Source organism: Ruegeria sp. SATB027 (assembly GCF_059613825.1).
This window is the reverse complement of the sequence record NZ_JBXWTH010000028.1, coordinates 177,227-203,389: the sequence shown is the minus strand read 5'-3', so window position 1 is coordinate 203,389 and position 26,163 is coordinate 177,227. Positions and strand designations below refer to the sequence as shown.

The 26,163-nt window shown below is 56.7% G+C and carries 25 protein-coding genes and 1 tRNA gene; 17 read left to right on the top strand and 9 right to left on the bottom strand.

Features of this window, described 5'->3' with window-relative positions; translation table 11 throughout:
- Positions 1-17: 17 nt before the first annotated feature.
- The 3 genes from AC2FPW_RS06190 to ctaD all read right to left on the bottom strand — a co-directional run bounded on the left by AC2FPW_RS06190 (position 18) and on the right by ctaD (position 2,934).
- Positions 18-509: a DUF2244 domain-containing protein gene (locus AC2FPW_RS06190; protein ID WP_267366167.1), complete on the bottom strand. Its 492-nt coding sequence runs from the start codon at positions 507-509 to the stop codon at positions 18-20.
- A gap of 44 nt (positions 510-553) precedes the next feature.
- Positions 554-1,153, bottom strand: coding sequence for a 2-hydroxychromene-2-carboxylate isomerase (locus tag AC2FPW_RS06185; protein WP_480493417.1), 600 nt, complete (start codon positions 1,151-1,153; stop codon positions 554-556).
- A gap of 122 nt (positions 1,154-1,275) precedes the next feature.
- Positions 1,276-2,934, bottom strand: coding sequence for a cytochrome c oxidase subunit I (ctaD, locus tag AC2FPW_RS06180; protein WP_267366169.1), 1,659 nt, complete (start codon positions 2,932-2,934; stop codon positions 1,276-1,278).
- Between the two features lie 405 nt (positions 2,935-3,339).
- On the opposite strand from ctaD, the gene AC2FPW_RS06175 reads away from it, so the two are divergent.
- Both AC2FPW_RS06175 and AC2FPW_RS06170 read left to right on the top strand, forming a co-directional pair.
- Positions 3,340-4,119 carry a methyltransferase domain-containing protein gene (locus tag AC2FPW_RS06175; protein WP_496812879.1) on the top strand — a complete coding sequence of 260 codons (780 nt, stop codon included), beginning with the start codon at positions 3,340-3,342 and terminating at the stop codon, positions 4,117-4,119.
- Between the two features lie 344 nt (positions 4,120-4,463).
- Positions 4,464-4,886 carry an HIT family protein gene (locus AC2FPW_RS06170; RefSeq protein WP_496812878.1) on the top strand — a complete coding sequence of 141 codons (423 nt, stop codon included), beginning with the start codon at positions 4,464-4,466 and terminating at the stop codon, positions 4,884-4,886.
- Between the two features lie 503 nt (positions 4,887-5,389).
- On the opposite strand, the gene lipB is transcribed toward AC2FPW_RS06170, so the two are convergent.
- Both lipB and AC2FPW_RS06160 read right to left on the bottom strand, forming a co-directional pair.
- On the bottom strand, positions 5,390-6,046 hold the full coding sequence (gene lipB / locus AC2FPW_RS06165) for a lipoyl(octanoyl) transferase LipB (RefSeq protein WP_496812877.1): 657 nt from the start codon (positions 6,044-6,046) through the stop codon (positions 5,390-5,392).
- Positions 6,047-6,087: 41 nt separating this feature from the next.
- Positions 6,088-6,747, bottom strand: a complete 660-nt coding sequence (locus AC2FPW_RS06160) for a DsbA family oxidoreductase (protein WP_480481390.1) — start codon at positions 6,745-6,747, stop codon at positions 6,088-6,090.
- Positions 6,748-6,888: 141 nt separating this feature from the next.
- Between AC2FPW_RS06160 and AC2FPW_RS06155 the strand changes: the two genes are divergently transcribed.
- The 5 genes from AC2FPW_RS06155 (at position 6,889) to AC2FPW_RS06135 (ending at position 12,821) form a co-directional block, all read left to right on the top strand.
- Positions 6,889-6,975: transfer RNA gene (locus AC2FPW_RS06155), tRNA-Leu, on the top strand.
- 190 nt (positions 6,976-7,165) lie between these two features.
- The gene (locus tag AC2FPW_RS06150; RefSeq protein ID WP_496812876.1) at positions 7,166-9,046 is read left to right on the top strand and encodes a glycosyltransferase family 2 protein; all 1,881 of its coding nucleotides are present in this window, start codon (positions 7,166-7,168) and stop codon (positions 9,044-9,046) included.
- Between the two features lie 94 nt (positions 9,047-9,140).
- Positions 9,141-9,812: a class I SAM-dependent methyltransferase gene (locus AC2FPW_RS06145; RefSeq protein WP_480476586.1), complete on the top strand. Its 672-nt coding sequence runs from the start codon at positions 9,141-9,143 to the stop codon at positions 9,810-9,812.
- A 22-nt stretch (positions 9,813-9,834) separates the two neighbouring features.
- Positions 9,835-10,887, top strand: a complete 1,053-nt coding sequence (locus AC2FPW_RS06140; RefSeq protein ID WP_496812875.1) for a glycosyltransferase family 2 protein — start codon at positions 9,835-9,837, stop codon at positions 10,885-10,887.
- A gap of 26 nt (positions 10,888-10,913) precedes the next feature.
- The gene (locus AC2FPW_RS06135) at positions 10,914-12,821 is read left to right on the top strand and encodes an ATP-grasp fold amidoligase family protein (RefSeq protein ID WP_496812874.1); all 1,908 of its coding nucleotides are present in this window, start codon (positions 10,914-10,916) and stop codon (positions 12,819-12,821) included.
- 5 nt (positions 12,822-12,826) lie between these two features.
- On the opposite strand, the gene AC2FPW_RS06130 is transcribed toward AC2FPW_RS06135, so the two are convergent.
- Positions 12,827-13,129 carry a DUF6476 family protein gene (locus AC2FPW_RS06130; RefSeq protein ID WP_480565221.1) on the bottom strand — a complete coding sequence of 101 codons (303 nt, stop codon included), beginning with the start codon at positions 13,127-13,129 and terminating at the stop codon, positions 12,827-12,829.
- Between AC2FPW_RS06130 and AC2FPW_RS06125 the strand changes: the two genes are divergently transcribed.
- The 7 genes from AC2FPW_RS06125 to AC2FPW_RS06095 all read left to right on the top strand — a co-directional run bounded on the left by AC2FPW_RS06125 (position 13,128) and on the right by AC2FPW_RS06095 (position 18,889).
- Positions 13,128-14,162, top strand: a complete 1,035-nt coding sequence (locus AC2FPW_RS06125; protein ID WP_496812873.1) for an RluA family pseudouridine synthase — start codon at positions 13,128-13,130, stop codon at positions 14,160-14,162. The genes AC2FPW_RS06130 and AC2FPW_RS06125 overlap by 2 nt on opposite strands.
- Before the next feature lie 145 nt (positions 14,163-14,307).
- Positions 14,308-15,204, top strand: coding sequence for an RNA polymerase sigma factor RpoH (gene rpoH / locus AC2FPW_RS06120; RefSeq protein WP_267366971.1), 897 nt, complete (start codon positions 14,308-14,310; stop codon positions 15,202-15,204).
- Between the two features lie 272 nt (positions 15,205-15,476).
- Positions 15,477-16,451: a Gfo/Idh/MocA family protein gene (locus AC2FPW_RS06115; protein ID WP_496812872.1), complete on the top strand. Its 975-nt coding sequence runs from the start codon at positions 15,477-15,479 to the stop codon at positions 16,449-16,451.
- Between the two features lie 59 nt (positions 16,452-16,510).
- Positions 16,511-16,780, top strand: coding sequence for a DksA/TraR family C4-type zinc finger protein (locus tag AC2FPW_RS06110; protein WP_209504216.1), 270 nt, complete (start codon positions 16,511-16,513; stop codon positions 16,778-16,780).
- A gap of 172 nt (positions 16,781-16,952) precedes the next feature.
- A complete protein-coding gene (locus tag AC2FPW_RS06105; RefSeq protein ID WP_496812871.1) occupies positions 16,953-17,387 on the top strand; it encodes a hypothetical protein in 435 nt (144 codons plus the stop codon).
- Positions 17,388-17,390: 3 nt separating this feature from the next.
- A complete protein-coding gene (locus AC2FPW_RS06100) occupies positions 17,391-18,563 on the top strand; it encodes a phage minor head protein (RefSeq protein WP_496812984.1) in 1,173 nt (390 codons plus the stop codon).
- Positions 18,560-18,889, top strand: a complete 330-nt coding sequence (locus tag AC2FPW_RS06095) for a hypothetical protein (protein ID WP_480508082.1) — start codon at positions 18,560-18,562, stop codon at positions 18,887-18,889. Before AC2FPW_RS06100 ends, AC2FPW_RS06095 begins: the two co-directional genes overlap by 4 nt.
- 190 nt (positions 18,890-19,079) lie before the next feature.
- On the opposite strand, the gene AC2FPW_RS06090 is transcribed toward AC2FPW_RS06095, so the two are convergent.
- From AC2FPW_RS06090 to AC2FPW_RS06080, 3 genes are all read right to left on the bottom strand, one after another.
- On the bottom strand, positions 19,080-20,900 hold the full coding sequence (locus AC2FPW_RS06090; RefSeq protein WP_496812870.1) for a M3 family oligoendopeptidase: 1,821 nt from the start codon (positions 20,898-20,900) through the stop codon (positions 19,080-19,082).
- 85 nt (positions 20,901-20,985) lie between these two features.
- Positions 20,986-21,960 carry an alpha/beta hydrolase gene (locus AC2FPW_RS06085; protein WP_496812869.1) on the bottom strand — a complete coding sequence of 325 codons (975 nt, stop codon included), beginning with the start codon at positions 21,958-21,960 and terminating at the stop codon, positions 20,986-20,988.
- Complete coding sequence (locus AC2FPW_RS06080; RefSeq protein ID WP_209504212.1) at positions 21,960-22,250, bottom strand: SCP2 sterol-binding domain-containing protein; 291 nt, start codon at positions 22,248-22,250, stop codon at positions 21,960-21,962. The genes AC2FPW_RS06085 and AC2FPW_RS06080 overlap by 1 nt, the downstream gene beginning before the upstream one ends.
- Before the next feature lie 69 nt (positions 22,251-22,319).
- Here AC2FPW_RS06080 and AC2FPW_RS06075 point away from each other — a divergent pair, with 69 nt between their 5' ends.
- The 3 genes from AC2FPW_RS06075 to AC2FPW_RS06065 are packed head-to-tail and all read left to right on the top strand — an operon-like array spanning position 22,320 to position 26,107.
- A complete protein-coding gene (locus tag AC2FPW_RS06075; protein ID WP_496812868.1) occupies positions 22,320-22,889 on the top strand; it encodes a tetratricopeptide repeat protein in 570 nt (189 codons plus the stop codon).
- Positions 22,890-22,909: 20 nt separating this feature from the next.
- Positions 22,910-25,735 (top strand): helicase-related protein, encoded by a 2,826-nt coding sequence (locus tag AC2FPW_RS06070; RefSeq protein WP_496812867.1) that lies wholly within the window; start codon positions 22,910-22,912, stop codon positions 25,733-25,735.
- Positions 25,736-25,741: 6 nt separating this feature from the next.
- On the top strand, positions 25,742-26,107 hold the full coding sequence (locus AC2FPW_RS06065; RefSeq protein WP_496812866.1) for an RNA-binding S4 domain-containing protein: 366 nt from the start codon (positions 25,742-25,744) through the stop codon (positions 26,105-26,107).
- Positions 26,108-26,163: the final 56 nt, after the last annotated feature.

The window sequence follows — 26,163 nt, the reverse complement described above, 5'->3', positions numbered from 1 at the left end:
CTGGGCCCCGTGAATTGCTACTGCGCGATCGGCTCGCGCAGTCTTAGGACCAGCTCGTCATAAAGCGTGATCCGCTCATCTTCGGACAGAAACGCCCCGATTTCGACCTCGCGCCCGTCTCCGACAAGGGTGACATAATGCGGAACCGGGCCGCCTTTCTCGTGCATCGCCGGTCGCGCCCAATAGCGGTTGCAAGACCATTCGTGCTGCTCTTTGCCGGGGGTGTGGTGCACCAGCCGCGCATGTGTGCCCGACAGGGTCAGAACCTCGAAAACACTGCGGGCGCGGTAGTTGGTCTTGATGGCCAGCCAAAGCCCCAGCACAGTGATCAGCAGGAACGGCAGCAATCCCCACAGGATCACGGAACCAAGCGTGGCCAGCAATGGGATCAGGCCAAACAGGAACACCGACAATATCGTGATCATCGCCCCTCGCGGCGGCAGCGAGTTATGCGGCCAAAGCCGCAGTTCCTGTTCGGTTTCCGAGGTCTGATTCCACGTGTAGGGCATACGGCGAACATAGCGCAGCGCGGCCTCGTGTCGACGGGTTTTGATCAGACGACGTGGCCGACCCGAGACCAGGACAGGGCGTCATCCAGACGATCGTCACCCCAGAACACCTCCTGCCGGACGACAAAGCTGGGGGCGCCGAAAACACCCAGTTTGACGGCGGTTTCGGTTTCCGCCTCAAGGGCTGCGACGATGTCGTCGCCTTGCGCGCGCGCCAGGGTCAGTCGGGGGTCCTGCTGACACCGCAAAAGCGCCTCGGACAGCGCACTTTCGCGACCGGCCTCCACCCCTTCCTCGAACCAGATGCGATAGAGCGTTTGGGTGAACGTCACGCCCCAGCCATCCTTCATCCCAAGCACCGCAACCTGATTGGCCAATGCCAGATTGGAAATCGGATAAGGCGCGGGCAGGTTGGCGTGGATGTGGTACTTGGCACAGCGGCGTTCGATGTCGCGCCACATGTAAGCCGATTTCACAGGCTTTCCGGCAAAAGGGATGTTCTGCTGGGCCGACATCACCGTGCGCACATTGAACGGGCGCCAGTTCACCGTGGCGTCATGCTGGGCACACCATTCGTCCAGACGCATCACGGTCAGGAAGCTGTACGTGCTGCCAATGGAATACCAAAAGTCGATCTCGGGCATTGCCGACCCTCCGACTGTTCCGTCCGCACATCATAGCCGATTTCGGGGCAGTTGGCGAACGCGGGGTGAGGGCAAAGAAAAACCCCGCCACCTGGGCGGGGTTTTCTTGGTTCAGATCGGGATCAGTGCGCGTGGCCCTTGTCCCAGTCTTCCTGCTTGGGCAGCTGCTCGAACGTGTGCTCGGGCGGTGGGGTGGGCAGGGTCCATTCCAGCGTATCCGCATACTCGTTCCAGTAGTTGGGCCGTGTCTCGCGTGCGCCACGCAGCAGGGCGTAGATCACGATGCCGAAGAACAGCAGGAACGAGGCGAACGAGATAAACGCACCGATCGACGAAACATAGTTCCACTGCGCGAACGCTTCGGGATAGTCGATGTAGCGGCGCGGCATGCCCTGACGACCCAGGAAGTGCTGCGGGAAGAAGGTCAGGTTGGCGCCGATGAAGAACATCCAGAAGTGAACCTTGCCCCAGAACTCGGAATACTGGCGACCGGTCATTTTTGCGAAGTAGAAATACATCCCCGCAAAGATCGCAAAGACAGCACCCAAGCTCATCACATAGTGGAAATGCGCAACCACATAGTAGGTGTCGTGATAGGCGCGGTCCACGCCAGCCTGCGACAGCACCACACCGGTCACACCGCCAACGGTGAACAGGAACAGGAAGCCGAAGGCAAACAGCATCGGTGTCTTGAACTCGATGGAACCGCCCCACATGGTCGCGATCCAAGAGAAGACCTTAACGCCCGTCGGAACCGCGATGACCATCGTGGCCAGCATGAAATAGGCCTGCTGACGCAGCGACATGCCAACGGTGTACATGTGGTGCGCCCACACGACAAAGCCCAGCACACCGATTGCGATAATCGCCCAGACCATCGGCAGGTAGCCAAAGATCGGCTTGCGCGAGAAGGTCGCGATGACATGGCTGATGATGCCGAAACCGGGCAGGATCACGATATACACTTCCGGGTGGCCAAAGAACCACAGGATGTGCTGATACAGGATCGGGTCACCGCCACCGGCCGGATCAAAGAAGGTAAAGCCAAAGTTGCGGTCCATCAGCAACATGGTGATCGCGCCCGCCAGAACCGGCAGCGACAGTAGAATCAGCCACGAGGTGACGAAGATCGACCAGCTGAACAGCGGCACCTTGAACAGGGTCATGCCGGGGGCACGCATGTTCAGGAAGGTGGTGATCATGTTGATCGCGCCGAGGATCGAGGAGGCGCCCGATACGTGCACGGCAAAGATCGCAAGGTCCATGGACATGCCGCCCTCGGTCGTGGACAGCGGCGGGTACAGAACCCAGCCCACGCCCGAACCCATCTGATCGTTACCACCCGGGCTCAGCAGCGAGGCCACACCCAGCGAGGTACCAGCAACATAAAGCCAGAAGGACAGGTTGTTCATCCGCGGGAACGCCATATCCGGCGCGCCGATCTGCAACGGCATGAAATAGTTGCCAAATCCGCCGAACAGGGCAGGGATGACAACAAAGAACATCATCAGAACACCGTGATAGGTGATCATCACGTTCCACAGATGCCCGTTGGGCGTACACGGGTCGGCCATGAAGCCTTCCAGGCACATGTACTGAACACCGGGGTGCATCAGTTCAAGCCGCATGTAAACGGTCATCAGAACCGAGATCAGACCGGCCAGAGCCGAAACGATCAGGTACAGAATCCCGATGTCCTTGTGGTTGGTCGACATGAACCAGCGCTGGAAAAAGCTGCGCTGGTCTTCATGGTCGTGACCATGAATGGCTGCGTCTGCCATTATAGGTGCCTCCTGTTGCAACTACACCGCGCAGCCGGACCTCTCCAACGCGCGGGATTCCTGCTGGTTTTAGAATGCGTAGGGGCGACCTTCAATGGCCGAGTTTGATCTGGATCAAGATAAATGGCCGCACCCCCCTTGAAAACGGGTGTTCGAGAAGCCGGGATCTGAGCGTTCGGGGGGGCTGGTGACACTGCGGATCTGGTACCTGTCATCATGCCGCCTGCCGTCGGCCCACTCCGCAGGATCGAGGGCAGGGAAGGGGGTATTGAGGCCATATCGTTGGATGCTGCGAAGCGCGCGAATGTCGGCGTCCGCGATCCCGCTATAATTGTAGCGGTTGGTGGATTGGCTGTGAATCGATAGGATAAAGAGATTGTCAAGGGAGTGCCCCGGGGGAGAGAAGTGCTTGCTTTCGATTCAGAGACGACAAGATTGCTTGATATTGCCTATCAAGGCGCAGACATTACGCGCCGGCGCCAAGCCTCGTTCGACGCGCTTCGACCAAATCCCGGAGAAACCATTGTTGACATCGGGTGCGGCAACGGCTTGCTGACTGCAGAATTGGCCCGTGCGGTCGGGCCTGAAGGTCGTGTCATCGGCATCGACCCAAGTAGAGATATGCGGTCCGTCGGAGAAAAGCGATGCCAAGACTATCCTAACGTCGAGTTTGTGGAGGGTCTCGCCAATTCGCTACCTCTGGTCGACGCGATAGCCGACAAAGCCGTCTCGGTTCAGGTGTTCGAATATGTCGATGGTATCGAGGGTGCGATTTCCGAAGCGATGCGTTGCCTGAAACCCGGTGGGCGTCTGGTTGTCAGTGATTTGCACTTCGGGAGTTTCATCTGGTTCAGCGAGGACCCCGAACGAATGGCAAAAATCAAGGCTTCGTGGGATAGGCACTTCGTGGCTGGCGACGTCCCTGAACGCTTGCCGGGCATCCTGAAAGAGCAAGGTCATCATGTGGAAAATGTTGCACCGGTCACGCTCGTCGATCATGTTCTGAAACCTGACGGTCTTGCGATCATGATGATGCAACTCATGAGGCAGTACGCGACTGCTAACAATCACGTTGATCCCGACATCGCTAACGCTTGGTTTGATGAGCAGATCGAGCTTTCCCGGGATGGACGTTTTTTCTTTTCCATAACGCAGTTCGTGGTTAGCGCCAGAAAATCCGCATAACGTCGCCGTTCTGAAAGCAGCCATTGGAGTAGATGTGGCGAAAGCTGACTTCGTCCCGCGCAGCGGACCTTTGACTTATGTTGTATGAAGTATTCAAAAACTTAACCAGTTTTAGCCAATTTAAGAGATGCGAAACCTGTGCTCTGCGGCGCAGACAGATAACTCATGTCGGGAACGTCCCCCATCTGTCTCTGACGAAGTGATCTCATGCCAAGCGGTTTGTACAAAACGTACAACCCCCTCTGAAAACCCGGTACAATTTGTACATTTCAGGGCTCAACCCCCCGACTTGACCCCGCAGGGCGGGTGGACCACAACTCGGTCGAAAGCCCCTCAAGGAACGGATGGCAACCATGGATTATGATCCCGACAACATCTTCGCCAAAATTCTGCGCGGCGAGATACCTTCGTCAAAAGTTTACGAAGACGCCGAAACATTGGCCTTCATGGACATCATGCCGCGCGCTGATGGGCATTTGCTGGTGATCCCCAAAACGCCCTGCCGCAATGTGCTGGATGCCACGCCCGACCAACTGGCGGCGGTTATGAACACCGTTCAAAAGATGGCTCGTGCAGTGATGAAAGCCTTCGAGGCGGACGGTGTAACCATTCAGCAATTCAACGAAACCGCAGGCGGGCAGGAGGTTTTCCACCTCCATTTTCACATCCTGCCGCGTCATGACGGCGTGTCGATGCGCCCACCTGGTAAAATGGGTGATTTCGACCTGATTGCCGAACATGCGGAGAAGATACAAATAGCTTTGTAGTCAATATCTTACGGTCTGTTTGTGAGGTGATAATCCTGACAATTACCCACACCCGCCCGCGCATATCGTCGTGACCGGAGACAAGAAAACCCGAAACCCCTCCTTGGGACCGACCAAGTGACTCAATAGCAGGATAACGCAGAAATCGCCTGCTCCCTTGCAACGCGAATTGGCCATAAGATTAAGCGGGAAGGGGGAAATGAATTGCCGTTCCGATTTGGGGTCGGAACGGCAGACTCGTAACCAAACACTTCTCGGATTTCGAGGGCGAGCCCTTGATCACCGGTTTAACATACCACTCACTCTTGATTGGCAGTTTCATATTACTCGTTAACAACTCCGGTGTATCCCAGAGAATTAAAATTTGCCTAAAGAATACCGTAAAACTGGATCGTTCTTGGTAAATTGCGACGTGTTTCGGAAACAGAGCCTTCCGCCCATCCATATTGTTGTATCAGGGAGCGACAGAATCTGATTCGACGACTGCTGAACCCCAGACAGAATCAGGTTTCCGAAGCGCCAAAAACCTCTTCAAAGGTTTTCTTCAAGGCCGCATCAAGATCATCCATTGTGACCGGAAGCCCCAGATCCACCAACGAGGTCACGCCGTATTCGCTGATCCCGCAGGGAACAATGCCTGAAAAATGCTCCAGGTCCGGTTCGACATTGACCGAAATGCCATGAAAACTGACCCATTTTCGCAAACGCAAGCCAATTGCCGCGATCTTGTCCTCTGCCGGTTTGCCGGTCACCGTCAGCGGTTTGTCGTCGCGCCGCACCCAGACACCAACGCGCCCGTCGCGTATTTCGCCGTGCACGTTGAATTCGGCCAGTGCTGATATCACCCAGTTTTCCAGCTGCTTCACAAGTTGGCGCACATCGCGCCCGCGCTTGTTCAGGTCCAGCATGACATAGGCCACACGCTGACCTGGCCCGTGATAGGTGTACTCGCCGCCGCGTTTGCTTGCATAAACCGGAAAGCGGTCAGGATCGGTCAGGTCTTCGATCTTTGCCGACGTGCCTGCCGTATAAAGTGGCGGGTGTTCCAGCAACCAGATGCACTCCGCCGCGTCACCGCGCGCAATCCCGGCGACGCGCGCCTCCATAAAGGTGGTGGCGTCGTCATAACTGGTCAGACCATCGGTGATTTTCCATTCCATGGCGGCCTCATATCCGCCCAAAGCGGGCAGGGGAAGAGGAGTCAGGCCGCTTCGGCCAAACACTGTTGCAGCACCCGAGAATAGGTATCGACCCCTTGTGCGCCCGTCAGCAGGTATTTTCCGCCAAATACCATGGACGGCACACCAGAGATCCCCCGGCTGGTCCAGAACTGCTGTTTCTCTCGCACCAAAGCGATATGCTCCCCGGTCTCAAGCACCTGCCGTGCGGAATCAGGGTTCAGCCCGGCAGAAGTAACAGCCTGCAACAGAACCTCAATGTCGGAAACATCCTGTTGCCGGGTGAAATACGCGTCGAAAAGCGCAAGTTTCAATTGATGTTGCAGGCCCTGACCTTCGGCCCAATCCAGCAACTGATGCGCCTTGAATGTATTCACGATCCGGCTGTCTTCATCAAAGTTGAAGGTGAACCCCAGTTCCGCCCCGATCGCCGTTAGCCTGTCGCGTGCCTGCTGGCTCTGTTCAGGGGTCGAGCCATATTTCTCAGTGATGTGTTCCCGCAGGTTCTGCCCTTCAGGCGGCATGTTCGGGTTCAATTCGAACGGGTGCCAGCGAAGTTGGGCTTGGATGCCCTGCTGTTTCAATGCCGCATCAAGCTGGCGAAACCCGACTATGCACCACGGGCACACGACGTCTGACACGATATCGATTTGGATGATGGGGCGGGTGTCGGGCGAGGTCATCTGCGGCTCCTGTCAGATCGAAACTGTGTTGTTTACCGGCTTAGATAAGGCTGCCGCGAAGGTTTTTAAACCAGCGTGTTTTTGCCTCTTCACATCGCGCGCGCCAACGTCTATACGCCGCTCTACCAAGTCACTGGCAGTGCGGTCGTGGCGGAATTGGTAGACGCGCAGCGTTGAGGTCGCTGTGGGGTAACTCCCGTGGAAGTTCGAGTCTTCTCGACCGCACCAAATCTTTTCGCATCCTGTGAAGCGCGGATCAGCTTTCGCGAAGCTGACTTTGCCGTTCTGGTCTGTTCTCTTGCATTGCAAATCTGTGGCCCGTAACTAAGCCAGGTGTCGGGAAGCGCGCCATACCTCTGCAATGATGCGATTTTTCCCTTCGTCCTGAATTTGCGGGCCGTAATTGCGGGTAGGTGCGATGAGACTTGTCATATCAACGATGAAAGACGAGGGGCCGTTCATCCTTGAATGGATCGCCTATTACCTTTCGATCGGGTTCACACATTTCATTGTCAATTCGAATGACTGTTCCGACGGCACCGACGCGATCCTGAAAAGATGCGAGGAGCTGGGTTTTCTGGCGCATATCGATAACCCCGGTCCCTGGAAGCATGGGCCGCAGGCGTCGGCCTATGCGAACGCTATGGAACATCCCTGGTGCGCTGAGGCCGAGTGGATTCTGGTTTGTGATGTAGATGAGTTCTTAGACATCCGTGTTGGGGACGGGACGTTGGACGATCTGTTTCGTGCTTTTCCTTATGCCCATGGGTTTGTCGCTCTTTGGCAGTTGTTCGGACATAATGGTATCGTTGATTTCGAAGATCGCTTTGTGACCGAACAATTCACGCGAGCTGCCGAGCTTGGCGTCGTAACCCCGCATAATTTGCGAGCGTTTAAATCACTTTACAAAAACAACGGCACCTATCGAATGATCGACACGCACCGACCGCGCTGGCCTGTAAAGGGTAAAGCCGATCGTTTTGTCTGGCTGGATGGGGATGGTGATCCCTTGCCTCCAGCCGTGCGACGGCATGGATGGGCGCATTGGACTACCGGCGCCGCTTTTGGGCGACAGTTTTTCAGGATGAACCACTACGCGGTCAGGTCTATCGAGAGCTATCTGATGAAGCGTTTGCGTGGAGATGTGAGGACGACAAAGTTTCACCCGAAAATGGAGGGGACGGGGCAGGCGTATTGGCACATGCACTGCTTCAACGTGGTTGAGGAAACCTCGATTCTGTCCAAGATTGAACGCCTTTCCCAGATGTATGTAAGATTGTGTGCAGATCCTATTTTGCTAGATTTGCACGAAAAAGCAGTAACTTATCATAAAACACGCATTGCGGATATCCGAGAAACTGAGGCTGCTCAGAAGTTCATAAAACGCTATAGGAACTTTGGTGGGGGGCGGTATGTAAAGGCGCTGGATCTAGGCGTGATGGAAGAGGCCGATCTGTCTTTTGATGCATCTACATACGAAGACCCCGAAGTTACGTTCGCGCAGGTCGCGAAATGGACGCGCCTTGGTAAAATGTCCAAGGCGACAAACTCAAAACCTAATAGCTTTCCTTGGTTCGTGCGGCTCGATTCTTTGGGAACATCCATGGATCACGAGACAGCAGCAGCGCAGCACGCGAGTATCACCAATGCAAAGCAGGTTGAATTGCCGTTTGACCCCAAAGATCCTGCTTTCCTGCCCGCGGTGTCTCCGGAAATTGAAAGAACAAAAGTCCAGCGCCAAAGTTTTCTGAGCTCGATCAGTGGCAAGAAGAACTGGGTTTTGATCGGGCATGTTGAAACCGAAATCGTTGAAGAAATACTCGCATTGGATGCAGTCGCGCGATTGACGATCATAGGGCCGTGGGGGCTGTCCTGGGACAGCTTTACCTGTGAGGATGCGACGCAAGATCCTAAACTTCAGGCCCTGGATCGCACCTTCTATGCATTGCTGGAGTACTTCCGAGAACCGATCATCGCGGGGCGTCTGAGGGTCTACCGGGCGCTGCCGCCTTTGATGCTGAAGCTGTTTGAAGATCAAAGCGTTGGCGTCGTGATCATACGCGGGGTTCGGGCCGAGCGTGTCATGTTGCAGCTGTTGAACCGGATCGACAGGGTTCTGGCTCCGGGCGGAAGTATCGCCTTTACATCCTACAGGCGGGGCAAAGGGTCTTATTCCGGCATGTCTTCGGCGATTAACCGTTTTCTCGCGAGCAAAGCGAGTGACTATCGGATTACAAGCCTCGAGCCTCCGTGGCTTGGTATCGACAAGTTGCCACCACTTTCCAAAAACGACACATAGCTTCTGGTTCTTGAAGCAACGACATGTTAGCCATTGCCCAATTAACAAAACGGGTTTCGCGAGAAATCAATACCCGTCTGCAAGTGAGGTCGAGATGTCAAACGAACCCAGAGTGATCGGTGCTGTTCCCGGCAGCCAGAATAAACCGAACGCAGACAAGGCAACCAAGCGCAAGAATACAAAAGACGCGATCCGTCGTACGTTCCTGACGCGCCTTCCCAAGGGCGGGGTGGCTGTTGAGATCGGTGTCTGGCAGGGCGAGTTTTCTCCGACAATCCTGAAATTGCTTGAACCCAGTCAGTTGTTTCTGATCGATCCTTGGAAACATATCGGCGAGGAATCGCACACAACGGCGTTTGTCGGCCGGACTGAAGACGAAAAGATGGAAGCAATCTTCCAGAAGGTCGTCACGTCCTTCGAAAAAGAGATCGAGGAAGGCAAGGTTGGCATCATTCGCGATTTCTCGGTGCCGGCATTAAAGCTCTTTGACGATGAAAGCATTTCATTTGCCTATGTCGATGGGGATCATTCTTACGAGGGCGTTACTGCGGACCTGGAGGCGTTGTTTCCCAAGATCAAATCGGGTGGGATCATGGCGTTCGATGATTACCACCGTCGCGGCTGGTGGGGTGATGGCGTGATCCGGGCCGTCAACGAGTTTCTGGGCAAACACCCCCGTGAATTGCGTATCCGGGCAATTGCTGGTGCGCAGATCGCTATTGAAAAAATCACCCCGCAAGATGACAGCAAGAAACAGGGCGACTGAGCGTCTGGGGTGAATGGCAGCGATGAACAAGCCTGAAAAAATCCTCATCTCTGCGATGAAAAATGAGGGCCCGTATATTCTGGAATGGGTCGCTCATCATAAGGTGCTGGGCTTCGACAGGATCATTGTTTACACCAACGATTGCACGGACGGTACGAACGGAATTTTACGCCGCCTTGAGGCCCTGGGGCATGTTGAATTTCACAGGAACCGCGTGGGCACGGGCGGTATTCACAGATCTGCGCTGCGGCAAGCCCGCCGTCTGCCCGTTGTGAAAGAGGCCAAATGGGTCTATGTCTGCGATGCAGACGAGTTTCTGAATATTCACGTCGGAAACCACAAGGTGGACGACCTGATCGAGGCGACACCCGGCGTGGACGTCATTTCGATTCCCTGGAAGATATTCTCGAACAGCGGTCGCCATGTGTTGCGCGACGCGCCTGTGTCGCATCGGTTTTTCGATGGTGAGTTGGATTATGAGCAGGGCGGGGCGGGGCGCCGGTTTGTCAAATCTCTGTTCCGGCAGGATGACATTTATCTCCGCTATGGTTTGCATAACCCGCATCCCAGGTCAGAATTTCAGGCGGGTGTGTTCCGGTCCGTTTCCGGCGGGCACGCAAAAGAACCCGCGCCCTTTGGGAACCATGTTGCACCGCCTTTTGGATTTGAGATTGCCCAGATCAACCACTACGCGGTTCGGTCGACGCAGGCCTATCTGGTCAAGCGCAGCCGAGGGCGGGCCAACCACTCTTCCCAGACGCTGGGAACGGAATACTGGGACCGCTGGAACCGGGGTGGCGCGAAGGATGAGACGATCCTCAGGTACAAGGACGAAGTTGACGCGCTGATAGCAGAGTTTCAGTCCGACGGACGGCTTGCGCGGCTGCACCGAAAAGCATTCCTGTGGCATAAGGCGTTGATCGAAGAACTTCTCAAACAGCCGGAGTACAACGCGCTTTACCAGACGCTTGTTAATAAACCGGCTGTAGAATTTGTTGCAAAAGACCGCAGATTGCACCCGCGCCTTTCGGCGGACACTCAACCGTCCTCCAGCGAAAATCTGCCCGAGTCCTGAAAGACTTGCCCTCGGAGAAACAGCATATGGCTGCGGAAAGCACTCTTCCCACAATCGGAATGCTCTGGTTGGAAGGTCCTCTCAGTTTTCTGGAACAGATGTGCCTTTTGTCCTTTGTGTCCAACGGGCACAAGGTCGTGCTGTTCCACTACGGCGAAGTCGAAAATGTACCCGAAGGTATCGAACTGGTTTCGGCGAATGAGATTCACGAACCGCAGCAGTTCATCATGAACAACCAGTTCAAAACACCGGTTCCGCAATCTGACATTTTCAGGCTGCAACTGATGCAAAAAACCGATTTCCTCTGGTGCGACACGGATGTGATTTCTTTGAAGCCTATCCCGAAAGCGGATCACGTGTTTGGTTTCTTCAATCGCAGCACAATCTGCAACGCGATCATGCGGTTGCCATCCGATAGCCCTGCTTTGAAAGCATATACGGAATACAGCCTTGATCCATTCCCGATCCGTCCGTGGGTAGAAGGTGAGGAACGCGAAAAGCTGGAAAGCCTGAAAAAGGCTGGTGAGTTGCCTCATGCCTCGGATCAGGCGCACAGTGTTTATGGACCCGAGGTCATGACATGGTTTTTACAGCATCATGGCGAGATAGAGCATGCCAGCCCACCTCCGGTCTTTTACCCTTTGCCGTTTCGGCAAACGGGTCAGGCAAACGACATTCATGCACGGGAATTTCGCGATAAGTACCTCAAGGATGAAACGCTGGCCGTCCATCTATGGGGGCGGCGGATGCGTTGGTGGATTGCAAAGGGTGTAAAACGTTATTCATTCCTGGACCGCAGGCTGCGCAGCTTGGGGATCCGACCCACCGACGCACCACTGCCACGTGGCGGCAGAAGGGCGCCGAAACCTGTTAGTTTCCCAGATGCGCTTCCTGAATTACCGACGACGAAAGAAGAGATCAGTGCGGCGTCTGGCGGATTAATGTCCATTGCGTTGTTATCCGGGCGGGAAGAGTATCTCAAATTCGCGCAACTCGAGTTGGACAGAATTCAAGATCGTGGTCTTTACGGAGTGCAGGGTCAGTCGCGCGACGGCTTTCTGCAAGGGTGGGATCACTTTGCCAACAACCCGGCGCGTCTGAATGCGCTGATGCTATCAATCTTTGGGTTTTCTGAAACGCACCGCTGTTTGCCAGACTTGACGGCGCCGAAGACGTTTACAGAAAAACTCCTGGTCATGAAGATGTTTGGCGAGATGCCTGAAGTGTCGATGGCAGACAGTTTCACAGCGCAGAATTACATCCCGGAACCGGCCAGAAACCTTGTTACACCGGTGAAGCGCTATTGGGATTCATCGTCGCCAGAGTTACCGGAAGACCTCGATCTCGAGCCGGGCAGCTATTGGCTCAAATGCAATAACGGGCAGGGGCAAAACCACAGGATCACCTGGCCAATGAACGCAGAAGACCGAAACCTGGCCCAGGAAAAGCTTGCCAACTGGAGCAATGGATCCATTCCCCACGGGTTTTGGACGGCAGAATGGTGGTATTCCACGATCGACACGCGCTATTTCCTCGAGGAAGATTTGGTGGCTGAAGGTCAGGACATCATCGATTGGAAATTCTGGGTTGTCGCCGGAAAGGTCCAGATTGTTCAGGTCGACCGGGACCGCTCTCGGGGGCATGTGCAGATGATCCACGACCGGGATTTCAACTTTATCCCGAAAGAGCTGTACTTCCAGACAAGCGATGACACCGAGCCCAAGCCAGAGGTCTTTGACGATATGGTCGCAATAGCCGAAGCGGTTGGGCAACGTGTCGAGTTTGCGCGGGTGGACCTTTATGTAATTGGCGACAAGATATATCTTGGCGAAATTACGCTCTGCCCGTTTGGCGGAAAACGCAAGATTCGTACGCCTGAACTGGATGTGCAGTTGGGTGAGGCCTGGGTCGGCACCCGTCTGTTCCCGAACTGATCAGGTTACTCGACGGCGATTTCCTGACGCAGCTTTCCTGTTGTCTTGTCAAAGATCAGGACGCGGTTGTCGTCGGTCACGACCGCATACCAGTTGGACCCGATGGTCAGGGCCTGTGCCCGGGCACCGTCGGGCAGGTTGATCTGATCTGGCAAGGCAGGTGTGCGGTCCGATAGGCGGATGACAATCAGGGCGAATGTCACTAGAACCCCGCCAATCATCACCGCGGTCAGCAGCATGACCATTCGCCGCAGCAATCGCAGCTGCGGGGTTTCCTGCGGTTCTTGGGGTTCGGAAGGGACAGTCATGGGCACCCGCCAGATTGAGTTTCAGATCGCGGCTGATCCGCCGCCTCGCCTTGATAAGGCGCTTTCCCGCGATGTGCCAGACGGTGAAAACCTGTCGCGCACGCGGCTGGCGCGCCTGATCGAGGATGGCGCGGTTTGGATTGACGGAACCCGGACGCAGGACCCAAAGGCCAAGGTGTCCGAAGGGGCTCAGGTCGCCATAACTGTAGCCGAAGCGGAAGACAGCCATATCGGTGCTGAAGACATCCCGCTTGAGGTTGTTTTCGAAGACGCAGACGTGATCGTCGTCAACAAGCCAGCAGGTATGGTGGTGCATCCCGCGCCGGGCTCGCCCGGGGGTACGCTGGTCAACGCCTTGTTACACCATTGCGGTGACGCTTTGTCAGGTGTTGGGGGGGTGAAACGCCCAGGTATCGTTCACCGGATCGATAAGGAAACCAGCGGTCTTCTGGTGGTCGCCAAATCAGACACCGCACATCACGGGCTGGCCGAGCAATTCGCAGCACATAGTGTCGAACGCTATTACCGCGCTGTGTGTTACGGGGTTCCGGATGCAAGTGATCCCCGTTTGCGCGGCGTCAAAGGTGTCAGCTTTGAACCGGGAAACATCATGCGTGTGACCACCCAGCTTGCGCGGCACAAGACCGACCGTCAAAGGCAGGCGGTGTTGTTTCATGGCGGGCGCCACGCGGTGACACGCGCGCGGGTTGTTGAAACATTTGGCACGCCTGCTGGCCTGGCTTTGATCGAATGCTGGCTCGAGACCGGGCGAACGCACCAGATCCGCGTTCATATGGCCCATGCCGGGCATGGGCTTGTCGGTGACCCGGTCTATGGTGGAAAGCGGAAACTGGCGACCAAGGCGTTTACGCCTGCCGCCGCCGAATGCGTGTACGGCTTTCCCCGGCAGGCGCTTCACGCCGCCGTATTGGGGTTCGAGCACCCGGTGACCGGCGAAAACCTGCGGTTTGAAGCCGAACTGCCGCAAGACATGGAGAACCTGATTGCCGCACTTCGCGCACCGCTGACATAATAAGCAAAGTCCTGTGAGTAAGAGTTTCTTATCTTTCCTTCATGAAAGATTAATTTCAGACTGTTAGCAGCACCTCTTGAACAGGATGGGTTCTTTACCCATATCCTATGTTAAAGACTTAAACATTTGTCGGAGGGACATCATAATGGCAAATTACGCAAATCTCCCCGCGCCGACGCCCGAGGGCGGCCTGAACCGCTATATGCAGGAGATTCGCAAGTTTCCCCTGCTTGAGCCGGAAGAAGAATACATGCTGGCCAAGCGCTGGGTTGAAGAGCAGGACACAGAAGCCGCGCATAAGATGGTGACATCGCACCTGCGGCTGGCGGCCAAGATTGCCATGGGGTATCGCGGCTACGGTCTGCCGCAAGCCGAAGTGATTTCCGAAGCCAATGTGGGCCTGATGCAGGCGGTCAAACGTTTTGATCCTGAAAAGGGTTTCCGTCTGGCCACCTATGCCATGTGGTGGATTCGCGCCTCGATTCAGGAATATATTCTGCGGTCATGGTCGCTGGTGAAACTGGGCACAACTTCGGCGCAGAAAAAACTGTTCTTCAACCTGCGCAAAGCCAAGGCGCGCATCGGTGCACTGGAAGAGGGCGACTTGCGCCCCGAAAACGTCGCGCAAATTGCCAATGATCTTGGCGTGACCGAAGAAGAAGTCATCAGCATGAACCGCCGTATGTCCGGCGGGGACGCATCTCTGAACGCCACGGTCGGGTCCGAAGGCGAAGGCACGATGCAATGGCAGGACTGGCTTGAGGATGAAGACGCCGACCAGGCCGGAGATTATGAGGCGCGCGATGAACTGGAAGCGCGTCGCGAGTTGCTTGCTGCGGCGCTGGACGTGTTGAACGACCGTGAAAAGGACATCCTGACCCAGCGCCGGTTGCTGGATCAACCGGTTACGCTGGAGGACCTCAGCGCCCAATACAATGTCAGCCGCGAGCGGATCCGTCAGATCGAAGTTCGCGCGTTCGAGAAGCTGCAAAAGAAAATGCGGGATCTGGCACGTGAAAAAGGGATGCTGGGTGTCAGCTGACCACAATACCAGCCTGCAATAGCTGCGGGCTGGTTTTTCATCTGTGCGAAGAAACCTCCTCTTCGCGCACATGCCCGGCGCATCCTGACAGATCATTTCCTGCTGAACGCGTACGGCCGCTATCCAGACTGTGAAGCCAAAAGAATGGCCGCAGGGCCAAAGCTATGGTACTGCAAGGACGCGTTTCATTTCGATGACGGTGTGACAGGTCGATCCTGCGGATCTCGCAGGGTCACGAACCCTTTGGGGTTCAAACATCTATGGAGAGCGTTATGCAAAAACCGGTTCAGTTTGGCGTGTTAGGTGCCGCGAAATTCGCGCGTGAATACATGGCACCGGCGATACATGCCGCCAACGGGGCGCGACTGGCTGCACTGGCGACGTCAGATGCGGCAAAGGCTGAACCTTTTTCGTCTTTCTGTCCCGATCTGAACGTGTTCAAAAGCTATGATGCGCTGTTGGCGGACCCTGGTATTGATGCGGTCTACATACCACTGCCCAACCATCTTCATGTGGAATGGAGCCTGAAAGCGTTGGATGCCGGCAAGCATGTGCTGTGCGAAAAGCCGATGACTATGAAGGCGGACGAGTTTGACGCATTGATCCAAAAGCGCGACGAAAGCGGCTTGCTTGCCGCCGAGGCGTATATGATCGTGCATCACCCCCAGTGGCAACTGGCACGTAAACTGATTGCGGATGGTGCAATCGGCAATCTGGTGCACGTAACCGGAGCGTTCAGTTTCGACAATCGGGCAGATACCCAGAATATTCGTAACCGCGCTGAAACGGGCGGCGGCGGATTGCGAGACATCGGTGTTTACGTAATTGGCGGAGCCCGGTTTGCAACGGGGCAGGAACCGGTGGCGATACAGTCAGCCATCCGTTGGCAGGATGATATCGACATCTTCACCGAAATTCGCGCGCAGTTCCCCGGTTTTACCTACTCAAGCTACGTGTCCATTCGGATGCATCCCCATCAGGAAATGGTGTTTCACGGGGAAAATGGCCTGATCCGCCTGACTACACCGTTTAATGCGCGAGTGTTTGGTGAAGCCCGGGTCGAGTTGCATCGTCCGGGGCTTGAGGTGCTGGTCACCCGGTTCCCCGGCGCAGACCATTACAAGCTTCAGGTCGAGGCCTTTTGCCGCTCGGTCAGGGAAGGGGCAGAATATCCCTGTCCGCTGGAATTCTCTCAGGGGACGCAAGAGGTGATTGACCGCGTGTTCGAGGGCGCAGTTTCGCTGTAACTTGCCCTTTGCGCGCGGGCTCGGCTATCCTTTTGCTTACGTTTAGCAGGAGATGACCCATGGCCGGAGGCTGGGCGCGCGACGGCGCAGTGAGCGAACAGATCGAAGCGTCGATTTCGGATGAACTGGCGCGGATGCAGGCGCAAAAGCGGCCTGTTGGTGAAAGCCTGACCCATTGCGCCGAATGCGAAGAGCCGATCCCTGAAAAACGCCGCGTTGCTTTGCCGGGCGTGAAGCTGTGCCTTGATTGCCAGCAGGAACGCGATAGTGCGTTCAAGGCACGTGGCGGCGTCAATCGGCGTGGGTCAAAAGACAGCCAGTTGAAGTGATCTCAGGTGCGGCTGCTTCGAGCCTATTTTGTCGGATGCTGCGTCGTGCATGAATGTCTGGCTCCAATGCAAGCAGGATGCGTTGCTCTCCGCAAAAAAGTTGCGAACGGTAGTCTTGGGCTTTCTTTACCAATTGTGAATAGAACATTTCCGGCACGCTTTCAGAGATTCCATGCAACACAGTTTCAGCCACTTCTTAAGGCACGGCGGTGACGGCAAGTACGAGATCGCGCAGCGACACGGTCATCTGATTGGCCGCCGCGTAGGATTATCGCTCAAGTCGACATTTCCTAACTACACAGCTCTACGGGCCGATTTCAGCGAACGCCTCGACCAGGTGATCTCCGAAAACACTCGGATGCTTCTGAACGCGCTGACCCCGCCTGACACAGTGCCAATTGTCTCCGAAGCTGCATTGCAGGATGTGTCAGATGCAAAGTCAGAAGCGCTCGACGCCTGGGACACGCGCCTTGAGAGAATATTCGGCGAATACCAAAACCATCCGCAACGGTTGCGGCCACTGCGCACAGACATGGAAGAACGTCTCGTTCGGGCTTTTGCGGGAGTAATAAATCGGCTTCGGCAGGAAAGCTTGGGGATTCAGTAATACATCTGGCGCTCGCGATATGATGCCAAGGTGCGCGATAGCCATGCGGCCTATGACGACCGCGTTTTCCGCTGGAACAATCCACCGGAGGGCGGGCATCCCGGCGAGGCACACAATTGCAGGTGCTATGCCGAGCCAGTGTTGCCGGGCGTTCAGAGCAATGTGGTACTCGCTGACTTTGCACCCACGGCAAATGGTGTCCCCACTCTCGATCTGACGGAGGCGATGCGTGGCTTGCGCGCTCTGACGGGCGTCGGCGCGGCGCTTCTTGCGTCTGATGCGCTGCAAAACTGGACGCAAGCCATGCGTGATAGGCGCGTGGACGATGCTGGCGCGCGACTGGGGGTCGATGTAACAACTGTCGAAGGTCGCCTGGCGGCGACAGCCTATGCCCTCGTGCAGGAAGGGATTAGCACCGGCGAGTATCCGGTCCTGCCCAAGACCCCCGAATTCGCACGAATAGGGGCCGAAGCGGCAGCGCTTTACGAGTTGCCAAATCCCGGCACCATTCTTGATACGGGCGTTGGCGGTGATCCCGCGAAACAGCGCGCTTTGCAGGATTTCATCGCAGCCGCCGGGGCAGCGTTCGCGCGCGGTGAACTGCGGCTTCAGGATGGGGAACTGGCGCAAGGCTGGGTCGAAGTCTTTCTTGAGCTTGCGGAGGATGAACGCCGCTTGGGGCAAATGCCGGGCTTCACTCCGGAACGGGTCGAGCAATGGCTTGAAACCTATCCGATTGAAGAGCTTGGCCTGCCGAACCACACCGGATCGCCAATTCCTGATGATCCGACCGACAACATTGTCTCAACGCCGATCCCGGAAGAGGCGGGGCCGAATATTGTCGAAGCCCGACCTGGGGCCACAACGACACCTGGCGGCAACAGAATTCTGCCCCACGGTGGCAAAGGGGGCAGGCGAGAATATATTGGCCTCAAAGGCCACGATGTTGAGCAAATTGACGAGATCATCGCCAATCCTCGTCCAGATCTGAGTGGTATCGTTGAAGGGCGCGGCAGATACAAGGGGCAGGATATGACCCTGTTGACGGGCCAGGATGGCCATTGGGTTCTTCTTGACCCCGATGGTAACGTCTTCGCTGTAAGCAATCGTAATCTGCCGCTTGGGCACAAAAAGAACCAACCGGACGACATCATCCGTCCTCTGGAGGAGCAATGAATACACGGTTTGAAGACCTGATAGAGCAGGCACAAACAGGGGCAGGCACTGAATGGATTTCCGAAGCCGAGCTTCTGGACTTCAACGAATATCTTGCCACGCGCGGCTTTGGCATTTCAAGAATGGAGGTCGCACAGGCAGCCGGTGGGACCGTCAAGCGAAATTTCGGCTACGGCATCTTGCCTGCCCCAATCGGCGACGACCCCGAACACTGGCTCAATCATTTCGATCCCCAACGTTCCGCCGCATATGTTCGCGAAACTGTTCAGTTTGCCAAAGAAGACGGCGCCCTGTTCGACTACAAGGTTTGGGCCGAGCAGCCTTAAATCACCGAGAAGCTTGGTCAAAAAACATACGTTTCTGCCCTGCCAACCCTGAGCCGCCATTGGTGCGATCGCAGAGAAACGAGGCTTTGTCCCGCTTAGCGGGCATTCAGGAGCCCCTTGGGCGTGACATTGCCAGGCATGGCAGGTTATTTCAGCAAGGCAGATGTCGCCACCCTCTGTCGAGGGCGTCTCAGCCCTCCATCGCCTCCAGTTCGTCAATGAAGCCTGAGATCATCGACAGGCCCTTGTCCCAGAACTTGGGATCGCTGGCGTCCAGGCCGAACGGGGCCAGCAATTCCTTGTGGTGCATTGATCCACCAGCGCGCAGCATGTCGAAATAATTGTCCTCAAACCCGTCGGCGCCGTTTTCGTAAACAGAATAAAGCGCGTTCACGAGGCCGTCGCCGAAGGCGTAGGCATAGACGTAGAAGGGCGAGTGGACGAAGTGCGGGATGTAAGCCCAGAAGGTCTCGTACCCGTCCATGAATTCAAATGCGGGGCCAAGGCTTTCGGCCTGAACGCTCATCCACAGGGCGTTGATGTCATCCGGGGTCAGCTCGCCTTCACGTCGGGCGGCGTGCAGCTTGCATTCAAAGTCGTAGAAGGCGATCTGGCGGACCACCGTGTTGATCATATCTTCGACCTTGCCGGCCAGCAGTACCTTGCGCTGTTCCGGGGTTTCGGCCTGGTCCAGCATCTTGCGGAATGTCAGCATCTCACCAAAGACCGAGGCGGTTTCCGCCAATGTCAGCGGGGTGGATGACAGCATCTCGCCCTGACCGGCGGCCAGCACCTGATGGACGCCGTGACCCAGTTCATGGGCAAGCGTCATCACATCGCGCGGTTTGCCCAGATAGTTGAGCATCACATAGGGGTGGACATCTGTAACTGTCGGATGTGCGAAGGCCCCCGGCGCTTTGCCCGGTTTCACCGCCGCGTCGATCCATCCTTTTGAGAAGAAAGGCGCCGCGATTTCACCCATCCGGGGGTCAAAGGCATTATACGCGTTCATCACCGTCTTTTGGGCCTCTTCCCAATTCACGATACGCGTGTCTTCCATGGGCAGAGGCGCGTTGCGGTCCCAGACCTGCATGACGTCCAGTCCAAGCCACTTGCGCTTCAGCTCATAGTAGCGGTGGCTCAGCTTGGGGTAGGCGGCCACGACCGCCTCGCGCAGGGCCTCGACCACCTCGGGCTCGACATCATTCGACAGGTGACGCCCGGTCTGAGCGGTCGGCATCTTGCGCCAGCGGTCGACGATTTCTTTCTCTTTGGCCTGCGTGTTGTGAACGCGGGCAAAGGTTTTGATATTGTCCTGAAAGACCGAAGCCAGTTCACGCGCCGCGGCCTCACGTTTCGCGCGGTCCTGTTCCGTCAGCAGATTCAGGGTGCCTTCGATGTTCAGTTCTTCACCGTCGACATGAAAGGCCAGTCCGGCAATCGTTTCGTCGAACAGACGCTCCCAGGCGTCACCGACAACCCCCAGATCATGAAGGAACTTTTCCAGTTCATCAGACAGCTGATAGGGCTTCATTGCGCGGATGCGGCGGAACACAGGTTCGTAGCGGGTGAGATCCGTGTTCGCCGCAAATTGCGCTTTCAGAACAACGTCTTCGATCCGGTTGATCTCGAGCGTGAAGAACACCAGCGGAGTGGTGAAGATCGTGATCTTTTCCTGCATATCCGACAGGAATTTGGCGCGCTCTGCATCTGTGGTCAGTTGATAATAGCGCAGACCGGCAAAGGACATGATACGCCCGGCGATGGCGTTGATCTTTTCGTTGCGATGCACACAGGTCAGCAGGTCTGCGGCCTCCAGACCGGCCAGCTTGCCTTCGTAATCAGCAGCAAACGCGGCACATTCACCTTCCAGCCAATCCAGATCGCGCGCTAATTCGGGTGCGTCTTCCGAGGTATAGAGATCGCTCAGATCCCATTCCGGAAGATCGCCCAGATTGCCGGAACCACCGGTTGCGTTCGCGTCACGGACAGGGAAGGGAAGGTTGCGCATGGGTCACCTTTAGTAGACTGCTTTTGCAAACATCTAGGGCTGGCGCGCCCGGATCACAAGCGGCCAATCCCAAAGGTGAAAAGGTTTACGAGGAAACCAGCTTGGAAGCGCCATTGGCCTGGTTGGCCAGAAAATGCGCCGCGATCTGGTCCAGAACAGGCCCTCGAACCTCGGGTGCTTCCATCAGCACCTCGTGTTCACCATCCGGAATTTCTATCAGCGCTCCGTTGGGCCAATTGGCCATGCGCGCACGAATTGCCTTGCGGTCCACAATTTGCTCATGGCTGCCCAAAAATGTCAGGCAAGGAGTTTTCGGGGCGGGCTGTTCCATCAACCATGCACATTCGTCCAGCGACTCGCGCAGCCACAGGTTTGAAGGGGCACCCAGCGCGAGTTCAGGATGTGCGTTCAACTGATCCTGCATCATCCGGTACATGTCCGGGTCGCGGGTCAGCATGTTTCCCTCGAAAGGTTGCGACAGAACATAGCTTTTGAGCGTCGTGGTGGGGGGTGTGCGCTCGCCCAGGCCAAGTGCTGTGCCCCAATAGGCTGTCACGCGGCTTAGGGGTTTCATGACCGGAGTAAAGAAAATTCCCCACATAGGGCCCGTGAAGGCACACGCGGCAAAGCAGCCATTCTCGATGACGGCACGCAACCCGATTGCACCGCCCATCGAATGCCCGACCACGTACCATGGTTTCGGCAGGTCCAGCGCGCTTGCAAGTTTCAGGGTGACCTGAACGTCCTGCTGGTAATCGGTGAACTGATCGACATGTCCGACCCGAGCATCGTCCAGCAACCGATCTGCAAGACCCTGACCGCGCCAGTCGACGGCCAGCATGGCGAACCCACGCTCTACGAATTCGCTGGCAGTATTGCCGTATTTTTCAATGTATTCCGTGCGTCCCGGAAACATCATGACAGTGCCATGTGCCTTTCCGTCCGGAAGCCAGTGAGCAACGCGGATGCGTTTTTGATCCGACGTCGTCAACCAGTGGGCCTTTCCACCGGCGGGGCTGCCGGCCACGTCTTCAAACAAGGGGGCCGGCGAGAACTCCATCAGGCCAGTACCGATGCCAGCTTCATGGCAACACCCATGTCGCCATCAATGCTCAGCTTGCCGGACATGAACGCACCTGTCGGGTTCAATTCACCGCTGAGGATCTGTTCGAACGTGTCGGCATCCGCGCTTAGGGTGACATCAGCATCATCGTCGCTGACCCGCGCGCCGTTGGAATCCAGGACAATAGCCCCCAGGTCGGCGATATCAAACTTGGCCGAGGCATCAAACGCGCCGCCTTCCAGTTTTTCATTCAAAGCGGCGGCTGCCTTTTCAAGTGTCTCGCTCATGTTTTTCCTCATATTGTTAGTGCGCCGTGAATGGACATCCCCGGTCGCAACGCTACACTGACTATTGTTATGAGCATTGCAATCCACAATCTCAAAGGTATCGTCGCGGCACTTTTTGTCCTAGTCACGATTTCCTCCACTTGCCTTGCGCAACAGGCGGATTCACGGGACGAGGGCGAATTGCTGCAAAAACTTGCCCAATCGACGCCCGATCAGGCCATTGCTCTGGATCGGCAGTTGCAAGCTCTGTGGGCGCAGTCCGGTTCAGCATCGGCTGATCTGTTGTTGGAACGTGGCCGTGAAGCGTTGGATGACGGCGACGTAGGTGCGGCACTGGAACATCTGACCGCCCTGACGGACCATGCGCCCGATTTTGCTGAAGGCTGGCATTTGCGCGCTTCGGCCTTTTTCGGGATCGAACGGTTTGGCATGGCCGCTGCCGATCTGGAACATGCCCTGACCCTGAACCCCAACAATTACGAGGCAATCTATGGTCTGGGCCTGATCTTTGAGATTATCGGACAACCCGACAAAGCCTACGACGCCTATTCACGGGCATTGGCTATACATCCCCACCACGAAGAAGTAACCAATGCGGTGAATCGACTGAAGCCGCAGATCGACGGCGCAGCGCTGTAAGGTCCGGGCAGGGGGCAAAGGTGAGCGGGTCATCCCGAATAGTGGCCGTATTGGGCCCTACGAACACAGGTAAAACCCATTACGCAATCGAACGGATGCTGGGATACCGCACAGGTGTCATCGGTCTGCCGCTGCGTCTGCTTGCGCGTGAGGTCTATGACAAGATCGTCGCCATCCGCGGGCCGTCGGTTGTTGCGCTTGTCACCGGTGAAGAGCGGATCGTACCCCCCCGGACCCAGTATTGGGTCTGCACTGTCGAGGCGATGCCCGAAGGTATGGGTGCGGATTTCGTGGCGATTGATGAAATCCAGCTGTGTGCCGATCCCGAGCGCGGCCATGTCTTTACGGATCGCCTGCTTCGGTCGCGCGGAACAAACGAGACGCTTTTTCTTGGCTCTGACACGATGCGCGGCCCGATTGCAGCGCTGGTGCCCGAGGCGCAGTTTGTCCGACGCGAGCGGATGTCGCAGCTGGTCTATTCCGGTTCGAAGAAACTCAGCCGGATGCCGGCCCGCAGCGCTATTGTCGGGTTTTCGGTTGAGAATGTGTATGCCATCGCGGAGCTTCTGCGCCGCCTGAAAGGTGGCGCGGCGGTGGTCATGGGGGCCCTGAGCCCACGGACGCGGAATGCCCAGGTGGAACTTTATCAAAATGGCGAGGTTGATTATCTGGTTGCCACAGATGCCATCGGCATGGGCCTGAACCTGGATGTAAACCACGTTGCATTTTCATCCCTGACCAAATTCGACGGGCGGCGGATGCGCCCGCTGGCCCCGAATGAGCTGGCCCAGATCGCAGGCCGGGCCGGGCGTGGCATGTCGGACGGCACCTTTGGCGTGACCGGAGAGGCGCCGCCGTTGGACGAAGGTGTCGCCCAGGCAATCATGGACAGCCGGTTTACGCCGATGAAAAAGTTGAACTGGCGGAATGCCGCTCTCCGGTTTGGTTCGATTGATGCGCTGATCAGCTCGCTTGAGGTCAGCCCGAGTGACGAACACCTGATCAAAGCCCGCCCTGCTGATGACCTGAATGTGTTGAAATCGCTGTCACAACAGGCCGAGATTGCCGCCCGCGCAAGTGACGGTCCATCCATCCGATTGCTGTGGGATGTGTGCAGAATCCCTGATTTTCGCGGCATCAGCCATGCAGAGCACGCCAGCCTTCTGGAAGTGATCTATGGCCACCTGCACGAACGCGGCAGTATTCCTGATGATTTCATGGCCCGGCAGATACGGCGGATTGACCAAACCCATGGGGATATCGATGCGTTATCCAAAAGGTTGGCATATATTCGCACCTGGACATATGTTGCGCAACGAAACGGTTGGGTGCGTGACGAATCACATTGGCGTGACGAAACGCGCACTGTAGAAGACAGACTGTCTGACGCACTACATGAGCGACTGACTCAAAGATTTGTGGACCGGCGTACATCGGTTTTGTTGCGGCGGCTCAAACAGAAGGAGGCCCTTTTGGCCGAAGTAAATGACAAGGGTGAAGTGACCGTCGAAGGCGAATTCGTCGGTCGTCTGGAAGGGTTCCGGTTCAGCCCGGACAAAAGCGCGCAAGGAACCGAGGCGAAAGCGCTCAAATCGGCATCCCTGCAAGCACTCGCGCCGCAATTCCATCTGCGTGCCGATCGCTTCTACAATGCGCCCGATACCGAAATTGATTTCACCGATCAGGGTGGCCTGATGTGGGGCGAATATGCCGTTGGCAAATTGGTTGCCGGGGCCGAACCTCTCAAGCCCTTGGTCGAGGTTTTTGTGGATGAGGCCGCCGGTCCGGATGTTGAACAGAAGGTGCGGCGCCGGTTGCAGCATTTCATCGACCGCAAGATCGCTGCGCTGTTCGAGCCGTTGCTGAATCTGTCGCGCGACGAGGAACTCAATGGTCTGGCGAAAGGGTTTGCTTTCCGCATGGTCGAGGCGCTGGGTGTTCTTCCGCGCGCCGGTGTCGCGCAAGAGGTCAAGGATCTGGATCAGGACGCCCGCGGCGCCTTGCGCAAGCATGGTATCCGGTTTGGCCAGTTCACCATCTTCATGCCGCTCTTGCTGAAGCCCGCACCGACGCGTCTGCGCCTGGTGCTATGGGCGCTGTATGGCGGTTTGCAGGAATTCCCCGAAGCACCCCCTCCGGGGTTGGTAACAGTACCGGTCGCCAAAGATGCACCGCAAGGTTACGATACCATGTGCGGCTACCGCGATGCGGGCGACCGATCGATCCGTATCGATATGCTGGAACGTCTGGCGGACATGCTTCGTGCGGAAGACAGCCGCGGCGGGTTCGAAGCCAAGCCGGATATGCTGTCGATCACTGGCATGACGCTTGAACAGTTTGCAGACCTGATGCAGGGGCTCGGCTACAAAGCCGAGCGCGGCGAGCGTGGCAAGGTCAAACCGGCACCGGCAGAGCAGCCTGTGACCGAGGCGGCTGAACAAGCCGTTATCGATGAGACGCCAGCACCTGACGCGGCCTCAGAAGAGGTCGCCGCGCCCGCCGAGGCGACAGCCGAGGCCACCGAAAGCACCGAGGCGGCGGCAGAGGTCGTCGCAGAGGGTCAGGTTGCGGAACCTGCGTCGGATGAACCCGAGGTTGAAGTGTTTTACACCTTCACCTGGGGTCGTCAGCGCCAGCCGAACCGTGGCCCGCGCCGCGAGCCGGGGCAGGGCAAGGGGAAACCACGGGGCAAACCGCAGGACGGCCGTGGCAAACCGCACGGCAAGAAGGGCGGCAAGCCGCAGGGGGCCAAGACCTTCTCGTCACGGCCACCGAAAAAGGAAAAGGCCATTGATCCCGACAACCCGTTCGCCGCAGCGCTTATGGGTCTGAAGGACGGCAATTGACGCAAGATGGCCGAGGCCAAACTGCGAATTGACAAATGGTTGTGGCAGGCGCGGTTCTTCAAGACCCGCAGCCTTGCCGCCAAACAGGTCAGTGGTGGCCATGTCCGGCTGAATGGAAACCGGGTGCTGAAACCGGCGCAGACCGTGGCCCCCGGTGACGTTCTGACCTTCTCGCAGGGCCGCATTGTCCGCGTTATACGTGTGGAAAAACTGGGGGAACGCCGCGGTCCGGCGCCCGAGGCGCAAACGCTGTACTTTGATATGACCGAAAAGCAGGAAGCGCCTCCTGTAAATCCGGGTTTCGAGGGAAAAGGTCGACCAACCAAGAAAGATCGACGCGCTATTGGTCTTTCTCGCCCGGAAGATCACTGATCCTGTCTTGAAGAGCGGGCCAGACTGAATTAGCTAGTCGCTCAAACCGCAAACAG